Here is a 24,520-nt window from a genome sequence, read left to right as displayed (position 1 = left end):
TCTGCCCTTCCCGTTTCAGATCATCGAGCGCATCGGGCCCTGCGGCGGGTCGATGCCCAGCTGGGTGAGCGCGGCGGCCTGGAAGACCCCGCCGGGCTGGTGGATGGCGTGCACCAGGCCGTTGTTGGCGTCGCGCCAGAAGCGCTGCAGCGGGTTGTCCATGCGCAGCCCGTTGCCGCCGGAGCGGACGAAGACCTCGTTGAGGGCGCGGACCGCGCGCCAGGCGGCCTGCACCTGGATGCGGCGGCCGGCGGCGCGCTGCTCGAAGGTCACCTCGCGGCCGGCGGCCACCAGGTCGTACATCCGGCAGATGTTGTCCAGCAGCGCCGTGCGGGAGGCGGAGATCTCGGCCGCGGCCTCGCTGAGCGCGTACATCGCGTGCGGGTCGTTGCGCACCTGGGTGCCGGTGATCGAGACCCGGCCGCGCTGGTACTCGGCGTGGTGGGCCAGGCCGCCCTCGCAGATGCCGATCACGGCGGCGGTGATGCCGAGCGGGAAGGCGGCGGAGAACGGCAGGTGGTAGGCGGGGTTGGTGAGCCCGGCCTCCTTGGCCGCGGTGCCGTCGACCACCTTGTTGTACGGGATCACCCGGTGGTCGGGGACGAAGGCGTCGCGGACGACGACGTCCTTGCTGCCGGTGCCGCGCAGGCCGACGACGTCCCAGGTGCCGTCGACGATCTCGTAGTCGGAGCGCGGCAGGATCAGGTGGAGCGTCTCCACGGGCTGGACCGGCTTGCCGTCGGCGTCGCCCAGCAGGCCGCCCAGGAAGATCCACTTGCAGTGGTCGGTCCCGGAGGAGAACTGCCAGCGGCCGTTGAAGACGTAGCCGCCGTCGACGGGGCGGGCAATGCCCATGGGGGCGTAGGGGGAGGCGATCCAGGTGTCCTGGTCCTCGCCCCAGATCTCCTCCTGCACCCGGGGGTCGGCGTAGGCCATCTCCCAGGGGTGCACGCCGACCACGCCGCTGACCCATCCGGTGGAGCCGTCCAGGGCGGCGATCGCCATGACGGTCTCGGCGAACTCGCGGGGGTGGACCTCCAGTCCGCCGTGCTTCTTCGGCTGGAGCATCCGGATGGCGCCCGCCTCGCGGAGCAGTCCGGCGGCGGTGTCGCTGAGCCTGCCCAGCTTCTCGTTGTGCGGTGCCTGTGCGCGGATCCCGTCCGCGACGGCGTTGATCCTGTCCAGTACCGTGTCGGCCATCTCTTCCTCGTCTCTTCGCGGTCCCGGGCTGCCGTTCAGGCGCCGGCCGCGGCCTTGTTCCGTTCGGCCAGGCCGACGGCGATCTCGATGAGCTGGTCCTCCTGGCCGCCGACGAGGCGGCGGCGGCCGGCCTCGACGAGGATCTCGGCGCCCGAGACGCCGTAGCGGCGGGCCTGCCGGTCGGCGTGCTTGAGGAAGGACGAGTAGACGCCGGCGTAGCCCATGGTCAGCGAGAGCCGGTCGAGCAGGCACTCGCCGTCCATGACGGGGCGCACCACGTCCTCGGCGGCGTCGATGATCTTCAGTGTGTCGATGCCGGTGCGGATGCCCAGCTTCTCGGCGACGGCGGCGAAGCCCTCGACCGGGGTGTTGCCCGCGCCGGCGCCGAAGCGGCGGGTGGAGCCGTCGATCTGCAGGGCGCCGGCGCGCACGGCGATCACCGAGTTGGCCACGCCCAGGCCCAGGTTCTCGTGGCCGTGGAAGCCCACCTGGGCGTCGTCGCCGAGTTCGGCGACGAGCGCGGCGACGCGGTCGCCGGTCTCCTCCAGGATCAGTGCGCCGGCGGAGTCGACGACGTAGACGCACTGGCAGCCGGCGTCGGCCATGATGCGGGCCTGCCGGGCGAGCACCTCCGGCGGCTGGCTGTGCGACATCATCAGGAAGCCGACGGTCTCCAGTCCGAGGTCGCGGGCGAGCCCGAAGTGCTGGACGGAGATGTCGGCCTCGGTGCAGTGGGTGGCGATGCGGCAGATGCCCGCGCCGTTGTCGGCGGCCCGGCGGATGTCGTCGCGCACGCCGAGCCCGGGGAGCATCAGGAAGGCGATCCTGGCCCGTTTCGCGGTCTCCACCGCGGCCTTGATCAGTTCCTGCTCGGGGGTGTGGCTGAAGCCGTAGTTGAAGGAGGAGCCGCCGAGGCCGTCGCCGTGGGTCACCTCGATGACTGGCACCCCGGCGTCGTCCAGTGCGGCCACGATCGAGCGGACGTGCTCCACGGTGAACTGGTGCTGCTTCGCGTGGGAACCGTCCCGCAGCGAGGAGTCGGTGACCCGGACGTCCAGGTCTGCGCTGTAGGGCATGGAGGGGTCTCCCTGGTGGGGTGTGCGGTTGGCGAGGGGTGGCGGGGTCAGGCCCGCGCGGCGGTGATCTTCCGGGCGAAGCCCTCGCCGACCCTGGTCGCGGCGGCGGTCATGATGTCGAGGTTCCCGGAGTACGGCGGCAGGAAGTCGCCGGCGCCCTCGACCTCGACGAACACCGCGACCCTGGCCCGCCCGCCGCTGCCCGGGGCGGGGTCGTCGAACTGCGGCTCGGCGCGCAGCCGGTAGCCGGGCACGTAGGAGGCCACCTCGGCGACCGTGCGGTGGACGGAGGCGGTGATCGCGTCCCGGTCGGCGTCGGCGGGGACGGCGCAGAAGATCGTGTCCTGCATCAGCATCGGCGGTTCGGCCGGGTTGAGGATGATGATGGCCTTGCCCTTGCGGGCGCCGCCGATCCGCTCGATGCCGCGGCTGGTGGCGATGGTGAACTCGTCGATGTTGTTGCGGGTGCCGGGGCCGGCCGACGGGGAGGCGACGCTGGCGACGATCTCGGCGTAGTCGACGTCCACCACGCGGGAGACGGCGTGCACGATCGGGATGGTGGCCTGGCCGCCGCAGGTGATCAGGGAGACGTTGGGCGTGTCCAGGTGCTCGCCCAGGTTGACGGCCGGCACCACGGCGGGGCCGATCGCGGCGGGGGTCAGGTCGACCGTCTGGATGCCGAGTTCGGCGTAGCGGGGGGCGTTGGCCCGGTGCACGTACGCCGAGGTGGCCTCGAAGACGATGTCGGGGAGCTCGTCCCGGGACAGCAGCCAGTCCACGCCTTCGGCGCTGGCGGTCAGGCCGTGGTCGGCGGCGCGCTTGAGCCCGGGGCTGTCCGGGTCCACGCCGATCATCCAGCGCGGCTCGATGGCGTCGGAGCGGAGCAGTTTGTACATCAGGTCGGTTCCGATGTTCCCCGGACCGACGATGGCGGCACTGGCCTTGGTCACTGGTTCTCGCCTCACGTGAATCGGACGGAAACGGGGCCGAGTCCGGCGAACTCGGCGCGGAAGTCGTCGCCGGGGCGGACGTCGAACGCCCGGGTGCACGACCCCGGCAGGACGAGGTGCCCGGCCTCGAGCCGGACGCCGAAGGAGGCGACCTTGCGGGCCAGCCAGGCGACGGCGGTGACGGGGTTGCCCAGCACTGCGCCGGTGTTGCCGCGGGCGACCTCCTGCGCGCCCCGGTACAGCACCGCCTCGATGTCGGCGACGTCCAGGTCGGCCGCCGGCACCTGTGCGGAGCCCAGCACCACTCCGGCGGAGGAGGCGTTGTCGGCGACGGTGTCGGCCAGCCGGATCCGCCAGTCCCTGATGCGGCTGTCGATCAGCTCGATCGAGGGGACGACGTACTCGGTGGCGGCCAGGACGTCGGCCTCGGTGCAGCCCTCGCCGGGGAGGGACTCGCCGAGGACGAAGCCGATCTCCACCTCGATCCGGGGCCGGAGGTAGCGGGAGGTGTCCACCGGGGTGTCCTGGTCGAGGACCATGTCGGAGAGCAGGTGGCCGTAGTCGGGCTCGTCCACGCCCATCATCTGCTGCATGGCCTCCGAGGACAGGCCCACCTTGTGGCCCCGGACCGTCGCCCCGGCGGCGACCCGGCGGCGGATGTTGGCCAGCTGGATCTCGTAGGCGTCCGTCACGTCGATGCCGGGGAAGGCGTCGGTCAGCGGGTCCACCGGGGTGCGGTCCTGCTCGGCGTGCCACAGCAGCTCGGCTGCTGCGGCGCGCTGCGCGGGGTCCAGCATCTGGCCCTCCTGGGCTCGGTCCGTGTTCTTCGGGTGCGGTGCGCGCCGGGCGCGGTGCGCACCGGGTGCGGTGCAAAGCTGTCAGTGCGGGCGGGGGTGCGGCGGTGCCGTTCCCGCTCAGCGGGAGTGCCCGCGGGACGCGGCAGGGCGCGGCTACTCGTCGTAGCTGACGGTGACCCGCGGGGTGCGGGCGGTGGCCTGGCAGGCGAGGACGTAGCCGTCGTCGAGGTCCTCCTTCTCCAGGACCTCGTTGCGGGCCATGTCCACCTCGCCGGAGAGCACCCGGCAGGCGCAGGCGCTGCAGGCGCCCTCGCGGCAGGAGTACGGCGCCTCCAGGCCGGCGGCCAGCAGGGTGTCCAGCAGGGTGGCGCCGGCCGGCCAGTCCACCGTGGTGGTCCCGCCGTCGAGGGTCACCTCGACGGTGCCGGCCGGGCCCGCGTCCCCGGCCGGGCCGGCCGGGGACGGTTCCGGTTCGGCGAAGGGGTCCCCGGTCAGGGAGGCGTACTTCTCGACGTGCACCCGGCCGGCCGGCACGCCCAGTCCGGCGAGCACGCCGGAGACCGCGTCCATGAAGGGGCCCGGGCCGCACACGAACGCCCGGCGGTCGGTCAGGGGTGCGGCCAGGGCGCGCAGTACGGCCGGGGTGGGCAGTCCCTGGACGGACTCCAGCAGGTGGACGACGTGGAGCCGGTCGGGGTCGCGGGCCGTCAGGGCGGCCAGTTCGTCGCGGAAGATCACCGAGCGCTCGTCGCGGTTGGCGTACACCAGCGCCACCCGTCCGGTGCCGGCGTGCAGCACCGACTTGAGGATGGACATCACCGGGGTGATGCCGCTGCCGCCGGCGAAGAGGAGCAGGTCGTCGTCGAGGGAGGCGGGGGTGAAGGTGCCGCCGGGGCGCAGCACCTCCAGTTCCGTCCCCTCCCCGACCTCGTCGCAGATCCAGTTGGAGCCGATCCCGCCGGCGACCCGTTTGACGGTGACCTTCGGCGGTTCGCCGGCCTCCGGGGAGCTGGCCAGCGAGTAGCAGCGGGCGGTGCGGCCGCCGTCGGGGGTCGGCACCCTCAGGGTGAGGAACTGGCCGGGGCGGTGGACGAGGCGGCCGGCGTCGGCCGGGTCGACGGGCTGCAGGACCAGCGAGCGGGCGTCGGCGGTCTCGGCGATCACCTCGGCGACCCGGACGCGCAGCGCGTGGGGGTGGGGCATGGGGAGTACTCCTGAGCTCACTGCGGGTGCGGGAGGCCTGCGGCGTGCCGGGCCGCGATGTGGCCGAAGACCATCGACGGGCCGATGGTGGCGCCGGCCCCGGCGTACTCGCGGCCCATCACCGAGGCGGAGGTGTTGCCGGTGGCGTACAGGCCGGGGACGGTGCTGCCGTCGGGGCGCAGCACCCGGCTGTGCTCGTCGCACACCAGGCCGCCCTTGGTGCCCAGGTCGCCGGCCTCGATGCGGACGGCGTAGAAGGGCGCCCTGGTGATCTCGTCCAGGTTGGGGTTCTTCAGGGTGGGGTCGCCGTAGTAGCGGTCGTAGGCGCTGTCGCCGCGGCCGAAGTCCTCGTCCCGGCCGGCGCGGGCGAAGCCGTTGAACCGCTCCACGGTGCGCTGCAGGGCGTCCGCGGGGACGCAGATGGCGTCGGCGAGCCCGGCGAGGGTGTCGGCCCGGTGCACGATGCCCTTGTCGTAGAACGCGGCGGGGAACGGCGCGCCGGGCAGGACCTGGGCGAACGGGTAGCGGGAGCGGGCCTTGGCGTCCATGACGAACCAGGCGGGGACGTGGCCGCCGGCGAGCTGGTCGTGGACGAAGTTGACGTAGGGCGCCGACTCGTTGGTGAACCGCTCGCCCCGGGCGGAGACGATCACCGACGGGGGGATGCAGCGCTCGGAGACCAGGGGGATCACCGCGCCGGCCGGGTGCCTGACCGAGGGCATCCACCAGGCGTCGTCCATCAGGTCCAGTGCGGCGCCGGCCGCCTGCCCGGCCAGGATGCCGTCGCCGGTGATCTCCCGGGCGCCGGCGCTGATGTCCTCCGTGCCGCCCTCGGGCAGGTGGGCGTCGCGCATCCGCTGGTTGTGGTCGAAGCCTCCGGTGGCCAGGAGCACGCCGCGGCGGGCGCCGATCCGCACGGTGCGGCCATCTCGTTCGACGACGGCGCCGGTGACCGCCCCGGAGGCGTCCTGGACCAGTTCGCGCATGGGGGACTTCAGCCACAGGGGTACGCCGGCGTCCTTGAGCGCCATCCGCAGCCGGGCCACCAGGGCGCGTCCGCCGGTGGCCATGTGGCGGCGGGCGACCAGGTTGGAGGAGACCCGCCAGGCGGCGACCAGGGAGGCGCGGCGGCCCCTCCAGGTGCGCTTGACCATGGCCAGGTCGTGGTAGTCCTTGGCGGTCACCCACAGGCCCAGGGGGCCCTTCATGGTGTTGGGCCGCTGGAAGGCCTCGTCCTCGCGCAGCCTGCGGGTGTTGAAGGGGCGCGCCTCGACGGTGCGGCCCAGGGGCCGGCCGCCCTCCTCCTCGGGGTGGTAGTCGGCGTACCCCTTGACCCAGAAGAACTTCAGGTGCCTGCTGCGGTCGAGCATGTCCATCAGCACCGGGCCCTGGTGGACGAAGGCCCGGAGCCGTGCCTCGGGCACCTCGCCCGCGGTGATGGCGCGCAGGTAGCGCAGGACGGAGTCGGGGTCGTCGCCGGCGCCCGCGCGGCGCAGGGTGGGGTTGTTCGGGATCCAGATACCGCCGCCGGAGATCGCGGTGGAGCCGCCGAACTTGCGGCCCTTCTCGACGATCAGGGTGTCCAGTCCGGCGTCGGCGGCGCTGAGGGCGGCGGCCATCCCCCCGCCGCCGCTGCCGACGATCAGGAAGTCGACCTCGTGGTCCCAGTCCCGGTTCGGGGACTGCCCGGTGGTTCGGTTCGGTGGCCGGTTCATCGTTCAGTGCCCGTTCTCGTCGGTGCGGGTGAGGAACGCGAGCACGGCGCTTTCGAAGGCGGCCTTCTGTTCGATCATGACCCAGTGCCCGCAGTCGGGAAAGACGTGCAGTTCGCCCTTGGGGAGGGTGCGCATCGGCAGGACGGACATGTCGACCGGGCTGACCCGGTCGTCGCGGCCCCAGGTGAGCAGGGTGGGGGCCTTCACCCTGTGGAGCTCCGCCCAGTAGGGGGTGGCGTCGGAGGTGCGCGCCGCGGCGGCGCGGGCGGCGAACGCGGCCCTGCCGTACATCCTGCGGGCGGCGGCGAGCGTGGCCGGCTCGGTGGCCTGGGCCCAGCGTTCCTCGATCAGTTCCTCGGTGACCAGGGCCGGGTCGTGGACCATGGAGCGCAGCCAGCGGACCAGGGCCTCGCGGGTGGGGTTCTCGGTGAACTCCATCAGCAGGTTGATGCCCTCGGAGGTGTCCGTGCTCCACAGGTTCTTGCCCATGCCGCCGATGGTGACCAGCCGCTCCACGCGCCCGGGGTGCTCGATCGCCAGCCGGGTGGCGACGATGCCGCCCATCGAGTTGCCGATCACCCGCACCCGGTCCAGGCCCAGCCCGTCGAGGAAGCGGACCGCGGAGTCCAGCGCCGTCGCCATCGGGTGGCCGTCCACGGGGTCGCTGACCCCGAAGCCGGGGAACTCCAGCACCAGGCAGCGGAAGTGCTCGGCGAGGGCGGGCAGGTTGCCGCGGTAGTTGCGCCAGCCGGTGACGCCGGGGCCGGAGCCGTGCAGCAGCAGCAGCGGCGGGCCCTGGCCGGCCTCGTGGTACCGCAGGACGCCGCGGTCCGTGGCCAGCTCGCGGAGGGTGTCCTGGTGGCTCGGGTCAGTCGTCATCGTCCGCCTCGGTCGGGGAAGCACGGTCGGGAGGGGCCGGTGCGCGGGGTGCGGTGCGCGGCCGGTGCCGGGACGCTAGCCCCGGCCCGGCGGGCGCCGCGGGTGCCGTCCCGATCAGCGGGACCGGGCGGGGCGGCCGCGGGGCGGGGCGGCCGGCCCGCTCCCGGAACTGAACACGCTTCCACTGAACGGGACCGCCCCGGGGGCGGCCGTCGCCCCGGGCCCTACGTTCGTGGGACGACGCCGCCGGCGCCCGCCGGCGGCCGCGATCGGAGGTGGACCCGCATGTCGACCGATGCGCTCTCCCTGGTGGAGTCCGCGGACCCCCGCATCCCCACTCCCGCGCGGATGCGTGCGGTCATGGGGAGGTTCGCCACCGGCGTCACGGTGGTGACGGGGGCTGACGGGGACGGGCCGGTCGGGTTCGCCTGCCAGTCGTTCGCGTCGGTCTCGCTGGACCCGCCGCTGGTGCTGTTCTGCGCCGACCACCGGGGACGGGCCTGGCCGCGGATCCGCGCCGCGGGGCGCTTCTGCGTCAACGTGCTCGCCGAGCACCAGGGCGACGTCTGCGCGCGGTTCGGCTCCGGCCGGGGCCTGAAGTACGAGGGGCTGGAGTGGGACGTGTCGCGCTGGGGGACGCCGTCCCTGCGCGAGGTGCTGATGCGGGTGCACGCGCAGGTGGAGACGGTGCACACGGCCGGCGACCACGACGTGGTGATCGGCAGGGTGCTGGAGCTGGAGGCCGACGGCGACGGGCGGCCCATGCTGTTCTACCGGGGCCGCTTCGGCCTGGACGAGCCCGACGCCGGCACGCTGCCGCCGCCGTCCTGGGGCTGGGGCGACCACTGGGGCTGAGCGCCGCCGCGCGGGGCGCGGCCGGCGCGGGTCCCGGGTGCGTCCGCGGCGGTCACATCCACGTGTCGTCGTGGCCGGCGGAGACCAGTCGCACCATGGTCTCGGGGGACCAGGTGCGCCCCGGCGGCTGCGGCGCCCTGCGGGGCCGGCGGGCCGTCCCCGCGTCGGGGAAGAGGATCCGGGACGCCTCCCGGGCGGCGTCGACCACCAGTGGCGCGACCCGCTCCAGGGGGGCCGTCCGCTCGTCCCCGCACAGCGACAGGGCCGCCACCGGCCCCTCCGGCCCGCGCAGTGCCGCCGCCACGCAGGCCACTCCGGCGGACGCCTCGCCGCGTTCGAAGGCCAGTCCGTGCCGCCGCCGGATGCGGTCCAGTTCCTGCCGCAGGGTGGCCAGGTCGCCGATGGTGCGGCCGGTGCTCCGGGGCAGCCGGGCCGGCAGCAGCTCGTCCACGCGCTCCGGCTCCAGCCGGGCCAGGATCGCCTTGCCCACGCCGGTGGCGTGGGCGAGGGCCCGTCCGCCGACCCGGGACGGCAGTCCGCTGGCGAACCGGCCCCCCACCTTGTCCAGGTAGACCACCTCGGCGCCGTCCAGCACCGCCAGGTGCACCACCATGTTGGTGCGCAGGTGGAGTTCGTGCAGCAGCGGGGCGGCCGCGGTGCGGATCTCCGTCTGCAGGCCGTCCTGCCCCTCCGGTCCCAGCACCCGGCGTCCCAGCCCGTACCCGTACGGGGTGTGGTTCAGCCACTGGCAGCGCACGAGCTGGTCCAGGATGCGGTGCGCGGTCGACCGGGGCAGCCCGGTGCGGCACGCCACCTCCTCCAGCGTCAGCCGCGAGGACCGGCGTTCGAAGGCGTCGATGATCAGCGTCATGCGCTCGACCATGGACAGCGGGAGGGGGCCCTTTTCGGGCGTTCCGGTCACGGGCTGGGTCGAGTCGACGAGTGTCATCGGGGCCTCCGGATCCATCGCCAGGGCGGCAGAAGCTCGCAAAAATGAAATGAATTCTGGTTTGAAACGTAGCAGGCGCTCCCCGGGGACGGAAGAGGTCTGCACGGCCCGTTCAGCGGGACACCCGGCGCCCCGCCGTCCCTCCCCCGGGGGCCGCTGCCGGCCCGGGACCGCCCGCGGGCCGGCACGCGGCTACTGGAAGGCGGCGCGGACCTCGTCCTCGGTGGCGGAGTGGGAGACCAGGAGGAGTTCGTCGCCGGGGGCCAGGCGCAGCCGCGGGTCGGGCACGGTGGGGCGGCCGCCGCGGACGACGGTGGCGACGACGGTCCCGGACGGCAGGCGGACCTCGGCGAGGGGCCGGCCGGCGGTGCGCGAGTGCGCGGTGATGGCGGTCTCGATCACGGTGACGCCCGCCCTGCTCAGGCGCAGCAGGGCGACGGTGTCGGCGGCCTCGGTGGCCTCCTCGATGAGGGAGATCAGCGGGGCCGCGGTGGGGACGGCGGTGTCGACGCCCCACCGGTGGTCGAACAGCCAGGTGTTCTCGGTGTCGTTGACCCGGGCCGCGACCCGGGGGACGGCGAAGCGGCGTTTGGCCAGCAGACTGATGACGAGGTTGTCGTCGTCGTTGCCGGTGGTGGCGATCAGCAGGTCGGCGGTGTACGCGCCGGCGCGTTCGAGCAGGGCGGGGTCGCCGGCGTCCCCGGCCACCAGGCGGGCCGGGAAGCGGTCCGCGAGCGCGGCGAGGCGGTCGTCGTCGATGTCGACGAGGGTGACGTCGTTGTGCGCGGCAGCGAGGGCCCGGGCGGTCTGGCTGCCGAGGCGTCCGGCCCCGGCGACGACGACTCTCACGTGCCGAGCTCCTTGTCGAGGAAGCCGCGCAACCGCTGCAGGGCGGTGGCCGCGACGGCGAAGGTGACCAGGTCCCCCGGTTCCGCCGCGGTGGTGCGGGCGGGCAGGAAGGACCGGCCGGAGCGGGTGGCCTCGACGACGCGGATCTCGCCGTCCACGTCGAGGTCGAACAGCCGCCGGCCGCTCAGGTGGGCGGGCAGCCGGGAGCGGACCAGGAGGGTCTCCCCGCTGCCGAAGCTGAGTTCGGGCGCGAGGTGGCGGTGCAGCAGCATGCGGTGCAGCTGCTGCACCACCCAGTGGGCCTCGGCGATCGTGGGGATGCCCAGTTCGTGGGAGAGGTCGGCGCGGCGGGGGTCGTGGACCCGGGAGAGGACGATCGGGACCCGGTAGGTCTCCTTGGCGGTGCGGGCGGTGACGATGTTGCTGTTGTCCCGCGAGGTGACCGCGACGAGGGCGTCGGCGCGGGCGATCCCGGCGCCCTCCAGGACGGTGCGGTCGAAGCCGTTGCCGTCGTGGAAGCGGCCGGTGAAGGCCTCGGGGAGGAGCCGGCGGGCCTTGGGGCTGCGGTCGACGACGTGCACGTCGTGGCCCTCGGCGGCCAGCCGGACGGCGAGGGCGGAGCCCACCTGTCCGCAGCCGACGACGATCACCCTCACCGTCCGGCCTCCTTCCGCGCGGCGCGGTGGCGCAGGGCCCACTTGCGGGTCTCGTCGGCAGCCAGCAGCAGGGCGCCGAAGGCGGCCAGGACCGCCCAGTGGACCGCGTCCAGCGGCGCGGTGTTGAACACCGTCTGCAGCACGGGCAGGTAGCTGACGGCGGCCATGAAGGCGATGCTCAGGAACCCGGCGGCCAGCAGGCGGCGGTTGGACAGCAGGCCGACCCGGAGGACGCTCTCGCGGTCGGTGCGCACGGCCAGGGAGGCGAAGAACTGGCTGAGCACGATCCCGGCGTGGGTCATGGTGATCGCCTCGCGGTAGACCGGGCTGTCCGCGGTGAAGTCGGCGTACGGGATCCCGGAGCCGTTGACGTACCAGAAGAAGACGGCGCACGCCCCCAGGGACTGGAAGGCGCCGAGGAACAGGATGCGCCGCACGACCTCCCAGGAGAACAGCCGCTCGCCGCGGGGGCGGGGCGGGCGGTCCATGACGTCGGGCTCGGGGCGCTCGGCGCCCAGGGCCAGGGCGGGCAGGACGTCGGAGCCCAGGTCGACCGCGAGGACCTGCACGGCGTTGATGGGCACCAGGGGGAACCCGGTGAACGTGGCGGCCAGGATGGGGACGAGTTCGCCGACGTTGGAGGTGAAGACGTAGACGAGGAACTTGCGGATGTTGCGGTAGACCGCCCGTCCCTGCTCGACTGCGCGGGCGATGGAGGCGAAGGAGTCGTCCAGCAGCACCATGTCCGCGGCCTCGCGGGCGACGTCGGTGCCGGTCACCCCCATGGCGACCCCGATGTCGGCGTGCTTGAGCGCGGGAGCGTCGTTGGCGCCGTCGCCGGTGACGGCGACGACCTCGCCGCGCCGCTGCAGGGCGGCCACGGTGCGCATCTTGTGCTCGGGGCTGACCCGGCACAGCAGGAGTTCGCCGGGGCGGGCGAGGAGGGTGTCCATCCCGTGCTCGTCCAGGGCGTCGATCTGCGCGCCGGTGACCACGAGCGGGTCGGGGCGGCGCACGATGCCCACCCGGCGGGCGATGGCCTCGGCGGTCAGCGGGTGGTCGCCGGTGACCATGACGATGCGGATGCCGGCCCGGCGGCAGGCGTCGACGGACGCGACGACCTCCGGCCGCGGGGGGTCGAGCATGCCCGCCAGGCCCAGCAGGACCAGGCCGGACTCCGCCTCCTGCTGCGCGGGCCGGGCCGTGCCGACGCTGCGCTGCGCCACCGCCAGCACGCGCAGCCCCTGCGCGGCCATGGCGTCGCCCGCGGCGAGGACCTCCGCGCGCTGCTCCCCGGTCAGCGGCCGGGGCCCGCCGCCCCGGTGGATCCGGTCGCAGCGGTCCAGCAGTTCCTGCGGCGCCCCCTTGACGCAGGCCAGGTGGCCGTCGGGGGTCTCGTGCACGGTGCTCATCAGCTTGCGGTCGGAGTCGAACGGGAACTCCGCCGTGCGCGGGGCGGCGGCCTGAGCGGCCGCCGTGTCGATCCCGGCCTTCTCCGCGGCGACCAGCAGCGCGCCCTCGGTGGTGTCGCCGAGCACACGCCACCCGTTGCGGCCGTTCGGCGGAACCGTCCGGGCGTTGTTGCACAGGCCGGCGGCCCTCAGCAGCCCCAGCACCGGCCCGGGGTCCTCCACCGCCCCGACCGGGGCGTATCCCACGCCAGTGACGGCGTGCCGGGAGCCGTCCGCCCACAGGTTCACGACGGTCATCTCCGCCTGGGTGAGCGTGCCGGTCTTGTCCGTGCACACCACGGTGGTGGAGCCGAGGGCCTCCACCGCCACCAGCCGTTTGATCAGGGCGTTGTGCCGGGCCATGCGCCGCACCCCGATGGCCAGCGACACCGACAGGGTGGCCGGCAGCCCCTCGGGCACGAGCGCGACCATCACCCCGAGGGCGAAGACGAACGAGGGCACGAGCGGCTGCCCGCCGGCCGTGCGCAGCGCGAACATGACCGCGCCGATCGCCAGGGCCGCGCCCGAGACCCGGCGGGCCATCGAGGCGACCTCGCGCTGCAGGGGCGTCTTCTGCCGCGGGGCCGCGGCGGTGAGGCGGAAGATGCGGCCGAACTCGGTGGCCTGGCCGGTGGTGAGGACGACCGCCCTGCCGGAGCCGGCCACGGCGTCGGTCCCCATGAAGACGAGGTTGCGCGCCTCCAGGGGCGGCCCGGCCGCCACCGGTTCGGCGATGCGGGCCACGGCGTCGCTCTCCCCGGTCAGCGCCGCGTTGTTCACCGCGACGTCGTGCGCCTCGACCAGGCGGCAGTCCGCCGGCACCGCGTCGCCGGCCTCCAGCATGACGACGTCCCCCGGCACCAGCTCCCAAACCGGCAGCTCCGCCGGCGTCCCGCCGCGCAGGACCCGGCAGGTGTGGGGCACCATCGCCTGCAGCGCCTCGGCGGTGCGTTCGGCGGAGTACTCCTGAGCGAAGCCGATGACCGCGTTGAGGGCGACCACGCACAGGATCGAGATCGCCAGGTACAGGGTGCCCGTGGTCCGGGGTTCCTCCAGGGTGTACGCCAGGAAGGTGATGCCCGAGGCGATCAGCAGCACGACCGCGAACAGGTCGGTGAACTGCGACGCCAGCATCCGCCAGGCGCCGCGCCGGCCCGCGCGGGGCAGTTCGTTGGTGCCGTGGAGCCCGCGCAGCTCCGCCGCCCGTTCGGGCGCGAGCCCGCGCGGGGAGGTGCCCAGCGCCGCGAAGACCTCCTGCGGGGGCAGGCTCTGAACCGCCGGGCCGCCCGGCCCGGCGGGTCTGTCCGCCGGGCCGGGCGGTGCGGCTGCGGCCGTTGCGGGGGATTCGACGTCCGTGGCCCCCACCGGGTCCAGGGAGCCCATCACTCGCCCCCGGCCTCCCGCGCCCCGCGCTCGCGGACGTTACGGATGTCGCGGACGCCGCGGACGTTACGGACGCCGCGGACGGTGGCCGTCCGCGGGCCGGCGGCCCCGTGGCCGGGGGCCGTTCCGCGTCCGTGGCGCGGGGTGCGGGGGGTGCGGGGGACTCGGGGGGCGGCCTGCGGTGCAGGCGTCCGGGCGCCGTCCGGCTGCGGCGCTCCGGCCGCGCACGGCGCTCCCGCCTGCCGGGAGGCGGAACGCCCCGGGGGGCGGGCGGTGCTCATGCCTTCATCGTGCGAGGCCCCGCCCGTGGCCGCAACGGCAGCGGGGCCCGCCGCGGCCCCGCCTGGCCCCCGCCGCACCCCCCGCCGGCCCCGGTGTGCGGCCCGCGCCCGTCGCCCTGCCGGCCCCGGCCCGCGGCCGTTCCCTCGTCCCGGCCTGCGGCCGTGCGTACCTACCGGCCCGCGGGTACGCGTGGTGGCAGGGGCCGCGTCCGGTGACGCCGGGCGCGCCGCACGGCCACGACCGGCGCCGCACGGCCACGACCGGAGGGAACAGCCGCCGATGTCCGCAGCACCCCGCGACGACCGGGCCGCCGGCCCGTCGGGCGTCCTCTGCCCCGCGGAGCCGTGGCGGCTGGTCGGTTCGCTGGTCGTCTCGTTCTTCCGCGTGCCGGCCGGCGCGCTGCCGGACGCGGTGGGCGCGAGGATCCCGGCCGGGGCCCGCCCGGTGACGGTGGCCGGCAGCACCCTGGTGGCCGCGGCCTTCGCGCACTACGCACCGGGCGGCGTCCTGCAGTACGACGAGCTGCTGACCGCGGTGCCGGTCCGGTACGGCCGTCGGCTCGCCGTGACCGTGCCGCACATCTGGGTCGACAGCCCGCAGTCCCGCGCGGGAGGGAGGGAGCTGTGGGCGATCCCCAAGGACCTCGCCGTCCTCACCCGCTCCGGGCGGGGTGCGGCGGTGCGTGCCGCGGCGTACGCGGACGGCGCGCCGATCGCCTCGCTGCGCGCCGAGGTCGGCGCCCGCCTGCCGCCCGGCAGGTGGGGGGCGGCGCTCACGACGCTGCAGCGCCTCGGCGGGCAGGAGGTCCGCGCCCGCAGCCGGGCGGCCTTCCGGCCGCACGCGGCCCGCGTCTCGTGGTCCTTCGCCCCGTCCGGGCCGCTGGGGCACCTCGCCGGCCGCAGGCCCTGGCTGAGCCTGGCGCTGGAGGACGCGTCCGTCGTCTTCGGGACGGAACGCACCCGGCGCGCCGTGCCCTGACCCCGGGCCCTGGCGCGCCGCGCGGTCACGGGAGGCCGGCCGTCCGTCTCTCCGCCGGTTCCTGGGCCGTCCGCCGCCGCGGTCCGGTCTGGGCCAGGCAGGCGGCGGCGACGACCGCCAGGGCGCCGGCCGCCTGGAGCAGCGACAGTCCCTGGCCGAGGAAGACGTACCCGAGGACCGTCGCGGCCAGGGGGCTGGCGAAGGCCAGGAACGACACGGCCGACGCGGGCAGGCGCTCGATGCCCCGGAACCAGATCGCGTAGGCGAGCAGGGCGCCGACCATCCCCAGGTACCCGAACCCGGCGACGTTCGCGGCGGTGATCCGTCCGGGAAGTCCCTCGGCGAGCAGCGTCGCCGGAGCCAGGAGGAGGCCCGCGGCGGTCAGCTGCCAGCCGGTGAACGTCAGGACGCCCACGCCCTCCGGGCGGCCCCAGCGCTTGGTGAGCACGATGCCGGAGGCCATGCAGGCCGCCGCCGCCAGTCCGGCCAGGACGCCGACGGTGTCCAGGGCCGCCTGCGGCCGCAGGACCAGCAGCGCCACTCCCAGAGCGCCGAGCAGGCACGCGGCCACCTGGACCGCCCGGACCCTCTCCTTCAGCAGCACGGCCCCCAGCAGCAGCACCAGCATCGGCTGGACCGACATCACCAGGGCCGCCACGCCGCCGGGCAGGCGGTAGGCGGCGACGAACAGCAGGTAGAAGAAGGCGCCCATGTTCAGCACCCCCAGGGCCAGGACGCGCCACCACCACACTCCGCGCGGCAGCACGCGGCCCGCCGCGAGCAGCACCAGCCCCGCGGGCAGGGCCCGTGCGGCGGAGGCCAGGAGCGGCCGGCCGGGCGGCAGCAGTTCCGTCGTCACCAGGTAGGTGCTGCCCCAGACCGCCGGGGCCACGGAGGTCAGGACCGGGTCGAGCACGGCCCCGCGCCTCTTCACCGGGCTCCGTGGCGTCGGTGGAAGACGTTGCGCCCGCGGGGCCTGCGGCCGGGGTGCCTGCGCCGCTCGGCGGGAGTGCCCACGGAGACCAGCAGTGCGACGGCGAGGTCGTCGCGGCCGTCGATCCCGATGACCTTCTTGACCTCGTCCTCGTCCCACCCGTTCATCGGGGACGTGGCCAGGCCGGCCCCGGCCGCCGCGAGCATGAAGAAGGACGCGGCGATCACGGCGTCCTTCACCGCGTACTCGCGCAGCAGGCCGCGGGCGGCCAGGCCGCGCTGGAACTCCTGGGCCCCCTGCTCCGACACGGCGATGAACTCCTCGCTCCACGCCCCGTTCCTGCGGGCCCGGTCGAAGATGTCGGACCGGTCCTGCCGCCAGGCCTCGCTCTCGGCGACGAACACCAGCGTCACCGGCGCCTCGCGCGGCTGCGGCTGGCCGCCGGTGGCCCTGGTGAGGCCCTCGCGACCCTCGTCGTCGGATACCACGACGATCGACCGGGCCTGGAAATTCCAGCTGGAGGGAGCCTCCAGCGCGAGATCGAGCAGTTCGCGCAACTGCTCCGGCGGGACGGGATCGGGCCGGTAGTGGCGGATGCTGCGGCGGGACCGGATGGCCTCCGCCACCGAGACACGGACCGGGTGGTTCATTGCTCGCCCCCAAACATTTCGACAACGAACTTTCAGACATCGAGACATTAGGCAGGATGCTAGGGTCTGTCAAACAGTTCGATGTCGAAAGGTTGGGGAGCATGACGGCTGACGCGGTCGACGGGTTCCTGGCCCAGTGGGCGAAGCAGCGCCCCGACCTGGACGTCTCCCCCATGGGAGTGATCGGACGGCTCTCCAGGGCCTCCCGGCTCCTGGGACGCGGCCTGAAGGACCACTTCGCCGCGGAGGGCCTGGAGTCGTGGGAGTTCGACGTCCTCGCCACGCTGCTCCGCTCCGGCCCGCCCCACACCCTGTCCCCCAAGGACCTGGTGGCCGCCACCATGGCCGGGTCGGCCGCGATGACCAACCGCGTCGACCGGCTCGTGGCCCGGAACCTGGTCACCCGCGAGGTCGACCCGGGCAACCGCCGCAGACTCCTCGTCTCGCTCACCCCGGAGGGCCTCGCCCTCGTCAACCACGTGGTCGAGGGGCACGTGGCCAACGAACGGCGCCTCCTCGAGGGCCTGGACCCCTCGGAGCGCGAGGAGATGGAAAGACTGCTCCGCAAGCTTCTGCTGTCCCTCGGCGACACCCTGCCGCCCACTCGGCCGTAGCCGACCCCGGCGACACGGCCGGCGGGCCTGGAGGGACCGGCGGGGCAGGGCGGGACCGGCGGGACCGCGAAGAAGCAGCAGCCGGGACACGCACCGGCAGGCAGCCTCTTCCCCGGCCCCGCCCCACCCTGCCCCGCCCCGCCCGGGAAGGGCGTCAGCTCACGAACCGGCCTCCGACAAGTGCGCGCGCACTTGGTCGACCATGTCCAGGTGCGCCTCGCGGACGACGTAGCGGGTAATGCCCCAGCGGCGCTCGTGTTCGGCCGTCGCGGCCGCGATCTCCTCCACCGTGCCGACCCACGCGTAGGGAGAGGCGAGCACCTCGGCCGCGTCGCAGTCGAGCCGCCGGGCGATCTCGTGTGCCGCGCCCTCGGCGTCGTCGGTGACCTCCACCATTTGGACGAGCGCTTCGCGGGCCGGTGCGTCGGCCCGGCCCGCGGCTCCCTGCTCGACGAGATCGACCTGGCGGTCGATGTCCGCGCCGTTCCAGCGCACCTCGTGCATGTAGCCGTCCGGCAGGGTGCGTCCCAGCCCGCTCAGCCCCACGACGTCAGCATGGGCCCCGGCCCAGCGCAGCAGCGCCGTGTTGCCGCCCCCGAAGGTGAAGGGCACCCGGTGCTGGACCGGGCGGGGGGCGGTGAGCCGCGCCCGGGAGGCCCGTACCTCGGGGCCGTCGAGGGTGACCGTCTCGCCCGCGAGGAGCGCGCGGCAGGCCTCGGCCACGGCCCGGAAGCGGCGGACGCGCCCCGCGACGTCGGGGCGTTCCTCCCCCACCATGTCCCATTCGGCCGGGGTGTGGCCGGCGCCCAGTGCCAAACGCGCACGCCCGTCGGACACCAGGTCGAGGGTGGCGACGTCCGACGCGAGCAGCAGCGGCTCGCGGACGCCCGCCTGGGAGACGTAGGAGCCGAGGCCGATGCGCTCGGTGACCGCCGCCGCGGCCGCCAGCGCGACGAAGGGGGAGGCCGTGGCGCCCGGGTGATCGGCCGTCAGCAGCGCATCGTATCCGCCGGCTTCCAGGCGCCGGGCCAGAGCGGTCCAGGAAGCGGCGTCCCGGGGCTGGGCCTGGACGGAGAAGGCAGGTGGTTTCATGCCGGGAGGGTACGGAGGCCGGCCGGCCCCGCAAGCGCTTTGCGCGCACGGCGAAACCGCCCGTGCCGCCGCTGCCGCACGTCGGCGCACCGGCGACCGGTTCACATCGGCCGTGGACGGAGTCCGGCAGCGGCTTCCGCCCCGGCGTCGGGGTGCGCGGGGTTCCTCCCGGGACCGGGCGGACGGCCGCGGACCCGGCCGTCGCCGAGGAGGACGGGCCGGGTCCGGCCCGCGCAGGACCGGGTCCGGTCCCGGTCCCGGATCCGGATCCGGGACCGGGCAGTTCGGAGGGCCTCTGCGCGGTGTCCCTCACCGGGCGGGGAAGGGCGGTGAGGGGCGTCAGCGGCGGCGGGTGGTGGTGCGGCGGAACCCGAACGGCCCCGGCAGGTCCACGGAGGTGGTGCGGTGCCCGGTGGAGCTGATCGTGCGGCGCGGCCCCCTCCGGCCGCCGAGGGTGACCGACCAGGACCTGCGGTTCAGGTTCAGGCGGACGCCGGGGAGGATCCGGATGCTCTTGCGGAAGGTCAACGACACGCTGGTTCCTTTCACGGTGGCGGCACGGGAACGGCACGGAGACGCGGAGCAGGCCCGCGCGCCCTCCCCGTGCCCGGCCGGTTCGGCAGCCGCCCGCGGGCGGCCCGGATCAGCATCTCCTGCCCGGCACGCCGCCGCACGATGCCGGGGCGTCCGGCGGACGGGCGCCCCGGCGGACGGGCGCCCGGCGAAGAAGCCGGACGCGGGCGGGCCGGACCGGCCGCAGGGTGCTGACCGGCCGCAGGGTGCGCCCGCCCGGGCGCGCGCCCCGGGCGGGCGCGTTCATCCGCCGGTGCGGGCGCCGGGGACCACGGCGCCGAGGACCCGGTCCAACGCCCCTCCGCTCCCCCGCAGTTCGTCCCAGGTCCCCTGCTCCACGACGCGCCCGCCCTCCAGCACGGCGATGTGCCCGGCGCGCCGGATCGTCGCCGGCCGGTGGGCGACGACCACCGTGGTGCGGCCCTCGTCGGTCCCCGCGAGCGCCTCGGCCAGTTCGGCGTCGCCGGCGGCGTCGACGTGCGCGGTGGCCTCGTCCAGCACCAGGACCCTGGGGCCGGTCAGGAGGGCGCGGGCCAGGGCGATCCGGGCCCGCTGGCCGCCCGAAAGCGTGGCGCCGCGCTCGCCGACCGGGCTGTCCAGGCCCTCCGGCAGGGCCGCCGCCGTCCGGTCGACGCCGCACCGGCGGACCACCCGGTCGAGGAGCGCCTCGTCGGCTTCGGGCGCGGCCAGCAGCAGGTTGTCGCGGAGCGTGCCGTGCAGGAGCGCGTTGTCCTGGCCGACCAGGGCGACGGCCCGGCGCAGTTCGCCGTCGGCGACCCGCCGGACGTCCACCGCGTCGCCGCCGTCGGCGGGCAGCAGTTCGACGGTTCCGCGGGAGGGGTCCCAGAAGCGGGCCACGAGGTGGGCGAGGCTGGTCTTGCCCGCACCCGACGCGCCGACGAGGGCGAGCGTGCGGCCGGGCGGGACGGTGAGGTCCACCCCCCGCAGGACGGGCCGCCCCCCGTAGTCGAAGTGCACGTCCCGCAGGCGCAGACCCAGCGGTCCGGCGGGGAGGGGGACGGGGTCGACGGCGGGCGGCGCGCTGCAGGGGGCCCCGGCTGCGGCGAGGACCCGGGCCGCCGAGGCGCGCAGGGTGCCCGCCTGCCGCAGGGCGTCCGCGCAGGAGGCGACCGGTGCGAGGACGGCGAGGGCGAGGGCCGGCACGGCCGGGGTCCACGCCCCGCCCAGGCTGCCGTCGCCCAGGTGCGCGGCGCAGCCGACCACGCCGACGAGCGCGAGTGCGACCAGGACGTCCTGGACCGCGGCGAACACCCCGTCGTGCCGGGCCTCGTCCCGCTGCGCGGCGGCCAGCGCGGCGCCCCGGTCCGCGAGCCGGGCGCGGCGCCCGGGCAGCGCCCCGTACGCCAGCAGTTCGCGGATTCCGTCGACGGTGTCGACGGAATCCGCGGACAGCGCGGCCGCGGCGGCCCGGGTGCGGTCGCCGCGGGCCGTGCGGGCCCGGGTGCCGAGGAGGGTGTGCAGCACGAGCGCCCCCGCCGCGGGCAGGACGGCGGCGAGCAGCCACGGCTCCAGCCGTGCGAGCACGGCCGATCCGGCGGCGAAGACGGCCGCGGAGGCCAGGAGCTGGGCGACCGCGTGGGCGTAGAAGAACTCCAGCGCCTCGATGTCGCTCATCGCGGTCGCGGCCAGGTCGCCGCTGCGCCGACCAGCGATGCGGGCGGGTGCGCTGCGCGCCGTCCCGTCGTAGACGCGGACCCGGAGCTCGGCGAGGATGCGGTAGGCCAGGTCGTGGGAGAGGTCCATCTGCCGCCAGGTGGCGGCGGAGCGCAGCAGCACGAGCCCGGCGAGGCAGGCGAGCGTGCCCGCCCCGGGGCCGTGCGCTCGGTCACCGCCCGGCCGACGGTGTGGGCGAGCCAGGTGACGAGGAGCACGAGGCCGCCTGGTCGACCAGGCACGCGGCGGCGGTGTGCGCGGCGGTCCTGCGGTGCGGCAGCACGGCGGGCAGCAGGCGCCGCAGCGTGCCGCGTCCTCGGCCGGCGGCAGGCGGCTCGGCGGCGTGCGGGGCGGCGGCGCGGGGCTCGGCGGTCATGGTGCTCCCTGGGGTGTCGGAGGTGGTCCGGTCTCTTCCACGGCCTTCTCCGGGGTCTCTCCCTGCGGAGCGCCGGACGCGGCCCGCCACGGCGCCAGGTCCGCACCGGCCAGTGCCCCGTAGGTGCCGCCCGACTCCGCGAGGGCCCGGTGGCCGCCGACCGCCTCCACCCGGCCGCGGTCCAGGACGACGATGCGGTCCGCGTGCCGGACCGCGGCCAGCCGGTGGGCGACCACCACGCAGGTCCGGCCGCGGGCCGCCCGGCGCAGCGCCCGGGTGATCTGCGCCTCCCGGTGCTCGTCGACCGAGCTCGTCGCCTCGTCCAGCACGAGGACCGGAGCGTCGGACAGCAGCGCCCTGGCCAGGGACAGGCGCTGCCGCTGGCCGCCGGAGAGCGTGGCCCCGCGCTCCCGAGCACGGTGTCGTAGGCGTCCGGCAGGGCCGCGATCTCGTGGTGCACCCCGGCGTCCCGGCAGGCGGCGCGCAACTGCTCGTCCGTCGCGCCGGGACGGGCCAGGCGCAGGTTCTCGGCGATCGTCGCGTGGAAGAGGTAGGTGTCCTGGGAGACGACGGCGACCGCCGACCGCAGCCCCTCAGGGCCAGGTCGCGCAGGTCCGTGCCGCCCAGGAGGACGGCGCCGCCCTGCGGTCGTAGTGGCGCTGCAGGAGGGCGAGCAGGGTGGACTTCCCCGCTCCCGAGGGGCCGACCACCGCCGTGGTCCGCCCCGCCTCGCAGGTGAAGGAGACGTGCTCCAGGGCCGGGCTGTCGTTCCCGGATAGGTGAAGGACACGTCGTCGAAGACCAGCCCGGGAGCGGCCGTGCGGTCCGGGTGCCGGACGCCGGTGTCGGCCACGGACGGCTCGGCGGTGCGCAGCGCGGCGATGCCGTCGGCGGCGGAGACGCCCAGGTGGCCCGCGTGCCACTCGCGGGAGAGGTCCCGCAGCGGCCGGAAGCACTCGGACGCCAGCACCAGCAGGTACGTCTCCGTCCCCGTCGTCCTGCCGGTGACGGACGACCAGCAGGCCAGCAGGACCGCCGCGCCGTTCCGGCCTGGACGGCCAGGTCGGTGAGCGCGGTGTCCACGAGCGAGACCCGCAGTTCGGCGACGGTGGCCCTGTGCAGCGCGGCCGAGCGGCGTTCGAGGAGGGCGCGGCGGCGGCCCGCGGCACCGGCGGCGCGCAGCGCGGGCATGCTGGGAGCGCTTCGAGGTAGTCGGCGGCCAGGTGCTCGTAGTGTCCCAGTGCTCTCTCCTGCGGCCCGCCAGGGCCCGGTCCCACAGCCGGGGGCCAGCAGCGCGAGGCAGACCGCCAGGGCCAGTACGGCGGCGGCGGCCGGTTGCAGGACCGCGATCCACACGAGCAGACGGGGGTGGCGAGGCAGAGCACCGCGAACTGGGGCAGGTAGCGGACAGGTAGGTGTTGGCGCCCTCGACGCCGTCGACGACGGTGGCGCGGACCGCGCCGACGCGGGCACCGGCCCGGTGGAAGCGCCGAGGCGGCCGAGCCGGGCGAGGAGTTCGTCCCGCAACCGGATGCGGATGTGCGCACCGGCGTCGGCCGCGGCGGCCTTCTGCCGGACGGTGAGCACGGCCCTGAGCGCCAGCACGGCCAGGACCGCGGCGAGCAGGGACGGCAGGCGGTCGGTCCGGTCGGCGGCGAGGTCGGCGAGCGCGGTGGCGAGCAGCGCGGCCTGGGCCGCGTGGCCCGCGGTGAGGCGCGGAGCAGGCCGGTGGCCCGGCCAGGGGGCCGGGCGCGGCACGGGCCGCTCGCAGCATTCGGGGTGGAGCATCATCGGGTTTCGCCTCCCGGGCGGCGGTCGTGGTCCTCGCCGCCGGGCCGCCGGCCCGGGCGGCCCGTGCGGTTCGTGCGGCCCGTGCGGCCCGTGCCGATGCGAGGCCGTGCACGACCCGTCCCGGCGGGCTCGCGCCCCAGGGCCGCGCCCCAGGTCGGCCCGCTGCCACGACCCGACGGGCCGGCTGCGCAGGCCCAGCGCGCCCGCGACGGTCTGCGCGAAGCCCGCGGCACAGCCGGCGGCGAGGTGCGCGGTGCGGACGTGGGGGCGGGGCGTCGTCGGGGACGCCGTGCGCGAGCAGCACGGCGCCGCAGTCGGCCAGCCAGCTCTGGCCCGCCGCCCACACGGCGAGGGTGGGGCGGGCCTCGCCCTCCGCGAGCAGGCGCAGCCCCCGGCGGCAGGGCGGCCTCCGGGCCCGGCACGCCGCGGGCGGGCGGGCCGTCGGGAGCCGGGCTGCCGGAGCCGGGCTGCCGGAAGTCGGGGTGCCGGAAGTCGGGGTGCCGGAAGTCGGGGTGCCGGAAGTCGGGTGACGCCGCCGCGCCGCCGGGGTCCGGGCTGTCGGGCGCGCCCGTGGCCGCGGTGGCCGCGGTGGCCGCGGGACGGGAGGCCTCCGGCCGCTGTTCCAGCAGGCCCGGGCGCTCGCCGCCGACCGCGGCGCACCATGCGGTCGACTGCGGGGCGGCCGTGACCGCCGCTTCCAGCACCGCTGCCAACTCCTCGTCCCCGGGCACTCCCTCCAGGGGCGGCGGGGCGCTGCGGCGGACGCGCAGCGCGGCGCGGAGCGCTCCGGCCGAGGACAGGGCGCGCGGGGGGCGCGCCGGCCACCACGTGCCGGGGGGCCCGTCCGTCGTGAGTGCTTCGAGCACCAACCCCGCCCGGCGGCCCTCCTCGTGCGGTGCCGGGCCGGGACGCGGCGCCGTTCCGAGGGGCAGGGCCGCCCATGACGCGAGCGGGCCTCCGGGCAGGGGCCCGGCGCCCGGGGGCACCAGGTGGACCGCGGCCACCGGGTACTCGGGCGCGGTGCCCGGCCACGTGCGGTCCCACCGGCCGGAACGCGGCAGTCCCGCGGCCGCGGCGAGGAGCGCCGCGTCGGCGTCGAGGCAGACCGGGGCGTGCAGGTCGAGTGCGAGGGCCGCGAGCACGAGGGCCGCGACCGTGTGGCCGGCGTCGAGGAGGAGCAGCGGCCAGGAGCGGTGGCCGTAGTGGGAGGCGGTGCGCCCGGGGCTCAGGGTCAGGACGGCCACCGCGCCGGGTGCCGCGTCCCCGGGCGCGGGACCGCGCGGGGCCAGCCGGTGGCCGAGCGGGTCGTAGGCGTAGAGGCCGGGCGGCACCGAGCAGCCGGGGCCGACGAGCAGGTGTGCGTTGACGGGGTGTCGGCCGCCCGCGGAGGCGGCGGGACGCAGCCGCGCGGGGGCGCTGCCGGTCCCGGCCGTGTCGCCGTGCGGCTGCGCGGCCAGGCCGAGTGCCAGGACCTCCTCCAGGGCCGCCTGTCCGCTGTGGGCGGCCGGCGCGCCGAGCGGCGGCCGCAGCCGCCGGTGCGGTGTGCGGGCCAGCGCGTGCGGGCCGGCCCGGCGGGGGTGTCGGGCCCCACGG

Annotated in this window: 23 protein-coding genes; 3 read left to right on the top strand and 20 right to left on the bottom strand. The window is 75.8% G+C overall.

The window, feature by feature from the left end; translation table 11 throughout:
* Window positions 1-15: 15 nt before the first annotated feature.
* The 7 genes from GQS52_RS25880 to GQS52_RS25850 form a co-directional block, all read right to left on the bottom strand.
* On the bottom strand, window positions 16-1,200 hold the full coding sequence (locus GQS52_RS25880) for a hydroxylase (RefSeq protein WP_182315968.1): 1,185 nt from the start codon (window positions 1,198-1,200) through the stop codon (window positions 16-18).
* Between the two features lie 35 nt (window positions 1,201-1,235).
* Complete coding sequence (dmpG, locus tag GQS52_RS25875) at window positions 1,236-2,276, bottom strand: 4-hydroxy-2-oxovalerate aldolase (protein WP_182315967.1); 1,041 nt, start codon at window positions 2,274-2,276, stop codon at window positions 1,236-1,238.
* Between the two features lie 47 nt (window positions 2,277-2,323).
* A complete protein-coding gene (locus GQS52_RS25870; RefSeq protein ID WP_182315966.1) occupies window positions 2,324-3,226 on the bottom strand; it encodes an acetaldehyde dehydrogenase (acetylating) in 903 nt (300 codons plus the stop codon).
* Window positions 3,227-3,237: 11 nt separating this feature from the next.
* Window positions 3,238-4,023, bottom strand: coding sequence for a 2-keto-4-pentenoate hydratase (locus GQS52_RS25865; RefSeq protein WP_182315965.1), 786 nt, complete (start codon window positions 4,021-4,023; stop codon window positions 3,238-3,240).
* 153 nt (window positions 4,024-4,176) lie between these two features.
* Complete coding sequence (locus tag GQS52_RS25860) at window positions 4,177-5,226, bottom strand: ferredoxin--NADP reductase (RefSeq protein WP_182315964.1); 1,050 nt, start codon at window positions 5,224-5,226, stop codon at window positions 4,177-4,179.
* Between the two features lie 17 nt (window positions 5,227-5,243).
* On the bottom strand, window positions 5,244-6,941 hold the full coding sequence (locus GQS52_RS25855; RefSeq protein WP_182315963.1) for an FAD-binding protein: 1,698 nt from the start codon (window positions 6,939-6,941) through the stop codon (window positions 5,244-5,246).
* A gap of 3 nt (window positions 6,942-6,944) precedes the next feature.
* Window positions 6,945-7,820 carry an alpha/beta fold hydrolase gene (locus tag GQS52_RS25850; RefSeq protein WP_182315962.1) on the bottom strand — a complete coding sequence of 292 codons (876 nt, stop codon included), beginning with the start codon at window positions 7,818-7,820 and terminating at the stop codon, window positions 6,945-6,947.
* 285 nt (window positions 7,821-8,105) lie between these two features.
* Between GQS52_RS25850 and GQS52_RS25845 the strand changes: the two genes are divergently transcribed.
* On the top strand, window positions 8,106-8,675 hold the full coding sequence (locus GQS52_RS25845; protein ID WP_259370986.1) for a flavin reductase family protein: 570 nt from the start codon (window positions 8,106-8,108) through the stop codon (window positions 8,673-8,675).
* A 52-nt stretch (window positions 8,676-8,727) separates the two neighbouring features.
* On the opposite strand, the gene GQS52_RS25840 is transcribed toward GQS52_RS25845, so the two are convergent.
* The 4 genes from GQS52_RS25840 to GQS52_RS25825 all read right to left on the bottom strand — a co-directional run bounded on the left by GQS52_RS25840 (window position 8,728) and on the right by GQS52_RS25825 (window position 13,963).
* The gene (locus GQS52_RS25840; RefSeq protein WP_182315961.1) at window positions 8,728-9,624 is read right to left on the bottom strand and encodes an IclR family transcriptional regulator; all 897 of its coding nucleotides are present in this window, start codon (window positions 9,622-9,624) and stop codon (window positions 8,728-8,730) included.
* Window positions 9,625-9,816: 192 nt separating this feature from the next.
* Entirely contained in the window at window positions 9,817-10,473 is a 657-nt protein-coding gene (locus GQS52_RS25835) for a TrkA family potassium uptake protein (protein ID WP_182315960.1), read from the bottom strand.
* The gene (locus tag GQS52_RS25830) at window positions 10,470-11,129 is read right to left on the bottom strand and encodes a TrkA family potassium uptake protein (RefSeq protein ID WP_182315959.1); all 660 of its coding nucleotides are present in this window, start codon (window positions 11,127-11,129) and stop codon (window positions 10,470-10,472) included. The genes GQS52_RS25835 and GQS52_RS25830 overlap by 4 nt, the downstream gene beginning before the upstream one ends.
* Complete coding sequence (locus GQS52_RS25825) at window positions 11,126-13,963, bottom strand: cation-transporting P-type ATPase (protein WP_182316737.1); 2,838 nt, start codon at window positions 13,961-13,963, stop codon at window positions 11,126-11,128. Before GQS52_RS25825 ends, GQS52_RS25830 begins: the two co-directional genes overlap by 4 nt.
* Before the next feature lie 561 nt (window positions 13,964-14,524).
* On the opposite strand from GQS52_RS25825, the gene GQS52_RS25820 reads away from it, so the two are divergent.
* Window positions 14,525-15,223: an acetoacetate decarboxylase family protein gene (locus tag GQS52_RS25820; RefSeq protein ID WP_182315958.1), complete on the top strand. Its 699-nt coding sequence runs from the start codon at window positions 14,525-14,527 to the stop codon at window positions 15,221-15,223.
* Between the two features lie 25 nt (window positions 15,224-15,248).
* Here the strand turns inward: GQS52_RS25820 and GQS52_RS25815 are convergent, their stop codons facing one another.
* Together GQS52_RS25815 and GQS52_RS25810 are read right to left on the bottom strand one after the other, a co-directional pair.
* A complete protein-coding gene (locus tag GQS52_RS25815; protein ID WP_182315957.1) occupies window positions 15,249-16,157 on the bottom strand; it encodes an EamA family transporter in 909 nt (302 codons plus the stop codon).
* Window positions 16,154-16,807: a nitroreductase family protein gene (locus GQS52_RS25810; RefSeq protein WP_182315956.1), complete on the bottom strand. Its 654-nt coding sequence runs from the start codon at window positions 16,805-16,807 to the stop codon at window positions 16,154-16,156. The genes GQS52_RS25815 and GQS52_RS25810 overlap by 4 nt, the downstream gene beginning before the upstream one ends.
* A 101-nt stretch (window positions 16,808-16,908) precedes the next feature.
* Between GQS52_RS25810 and GQS52_RS25805 the strand changes: the two genes are divergently transcribed.
* Window positions 16,909-17,421 carry a MarR family transcriptional regulator gene (locus GQS52_RS25805; protein ID WP_182315955.1) on the top strand — a complete coding sequence of 171 codons (513 nt, stop codon included), beginning with the start codon at window positions 16,909-16,911 and terminating at the stop codon, window positions 17,419-17,421.
* Window positions 17,422-17,580: 159 nt separating this feature from the next.
* On the opposite strand, the gene GQS52_RS25800 is transcribed toward GQS52_RS25805, so the two are convergent.
* The 7 genes from GQS52_RS25800 to GQS52_RS28475 form a co-directional block, all read right to left on the bottom strand.
* Window positions 17,581-18,513 (bottom strand): LLM class flavin-dependent oxidoreductase, encoded by a 933-nt coding sequence (locus GQS52_RS25800; protein WP_182315954.1) that lies wholly within the window; start codon window positions 18,511-18,513, stop codon window positions 17,581-17,583.
* 339 nt (window positions 18,514-18,852) lie between these two features.
* Window positions 18,853-19,047: a DUF4236 domain-containing protein gene (locus GQS52_RS25795; RefSeq protein WP_182315953.1), complete on the bottom strand. Its 195-nt coding sequence runs from the start codon at window positions 19,045-19,047 to the stop codon at window positions 18,853-18,855.
* 282 nt (window positions 19,048-19,329) lie between these two features.
* Window positions 19,330-20,883 (bottom strand): ABC transporter ATP-binding protein, encoded by a 1,554-nt coding sequence (locus tag GQS52_RS25790; RefSeq protein ID WP_346268264.1) that lies wholly within the window; start codon window positions 20,881-20,883, stop codon window positions 19,330-19,332.
* 49 nt (window positions 20,884-20,932) lie between these two features.
* The gene (locus GQS52_RS28480) at window positions 20,933-21,136 is read right to left on the bottom strand and encodes a hypothetical protein (RefSeq protein WP_346268263.1); all 204 of its coding nucleotides are present in this window, start codon (window positions 21,134-21,136) and stop codon (window positions 20,933-20,935) included.
* A complete protein-coding gene (locus tag GQS52_RS28105) occupies window positions 21,133-21,465 on the bottom strand; it encodes a hypothetical protein (RefSeq protein ID WP_259370985.1) in 333 nt (110 codons plus the stop codon). The genes GQS52_RS28480 and GQS52_RS28105 overlap by 4 nt, the downstream gene beginning before the upstream one ends.
* Before the next feature lie 264 nt (window positions 21,466-21,729).
* Complete coding sequence (locus GQS52_RS28100) at window positions 21,730-21,846, bottom strand: hypothetical protein (RefSeq protein ID WP_259370984.1); 117 nt, start codon at window positions 21,844-21,846, stop codon at window positions 21,730-21,732.
* A 1,077-nt stretch (window positions 21,847-22,923) separates the two neighbouring features.
* Complete coding sequence (locus GQS52_RS28475) at window positions 22,924-24,258, bottom strand: hypothetical protein (protein ID WP_182315952.1); 1,335 nt, start codon at window positions 24,256-24,258, stop codon at window positions 22,924-22,926.
* Between the last annotated feature and the right edge of the window lie 262 nt (window positions 24,259-24,520).

The sequence above is a fragment of the Streptomyces sp. SCUT-3 genome, assembly GCF_014083985.1.
Taxonomy (GTDB): Bacteria; Actinomycetota; Actinomycetes; order Streptomycetales; family Streptomycetaceae; genus Streptomyces_H; species Streptomyces_H thermolineatus.
The sequence above is the reverse complement of the archived record's forward strand: the minus strand, read 5'-3'. Positions and strand labels throughout refer to the sequence as shown.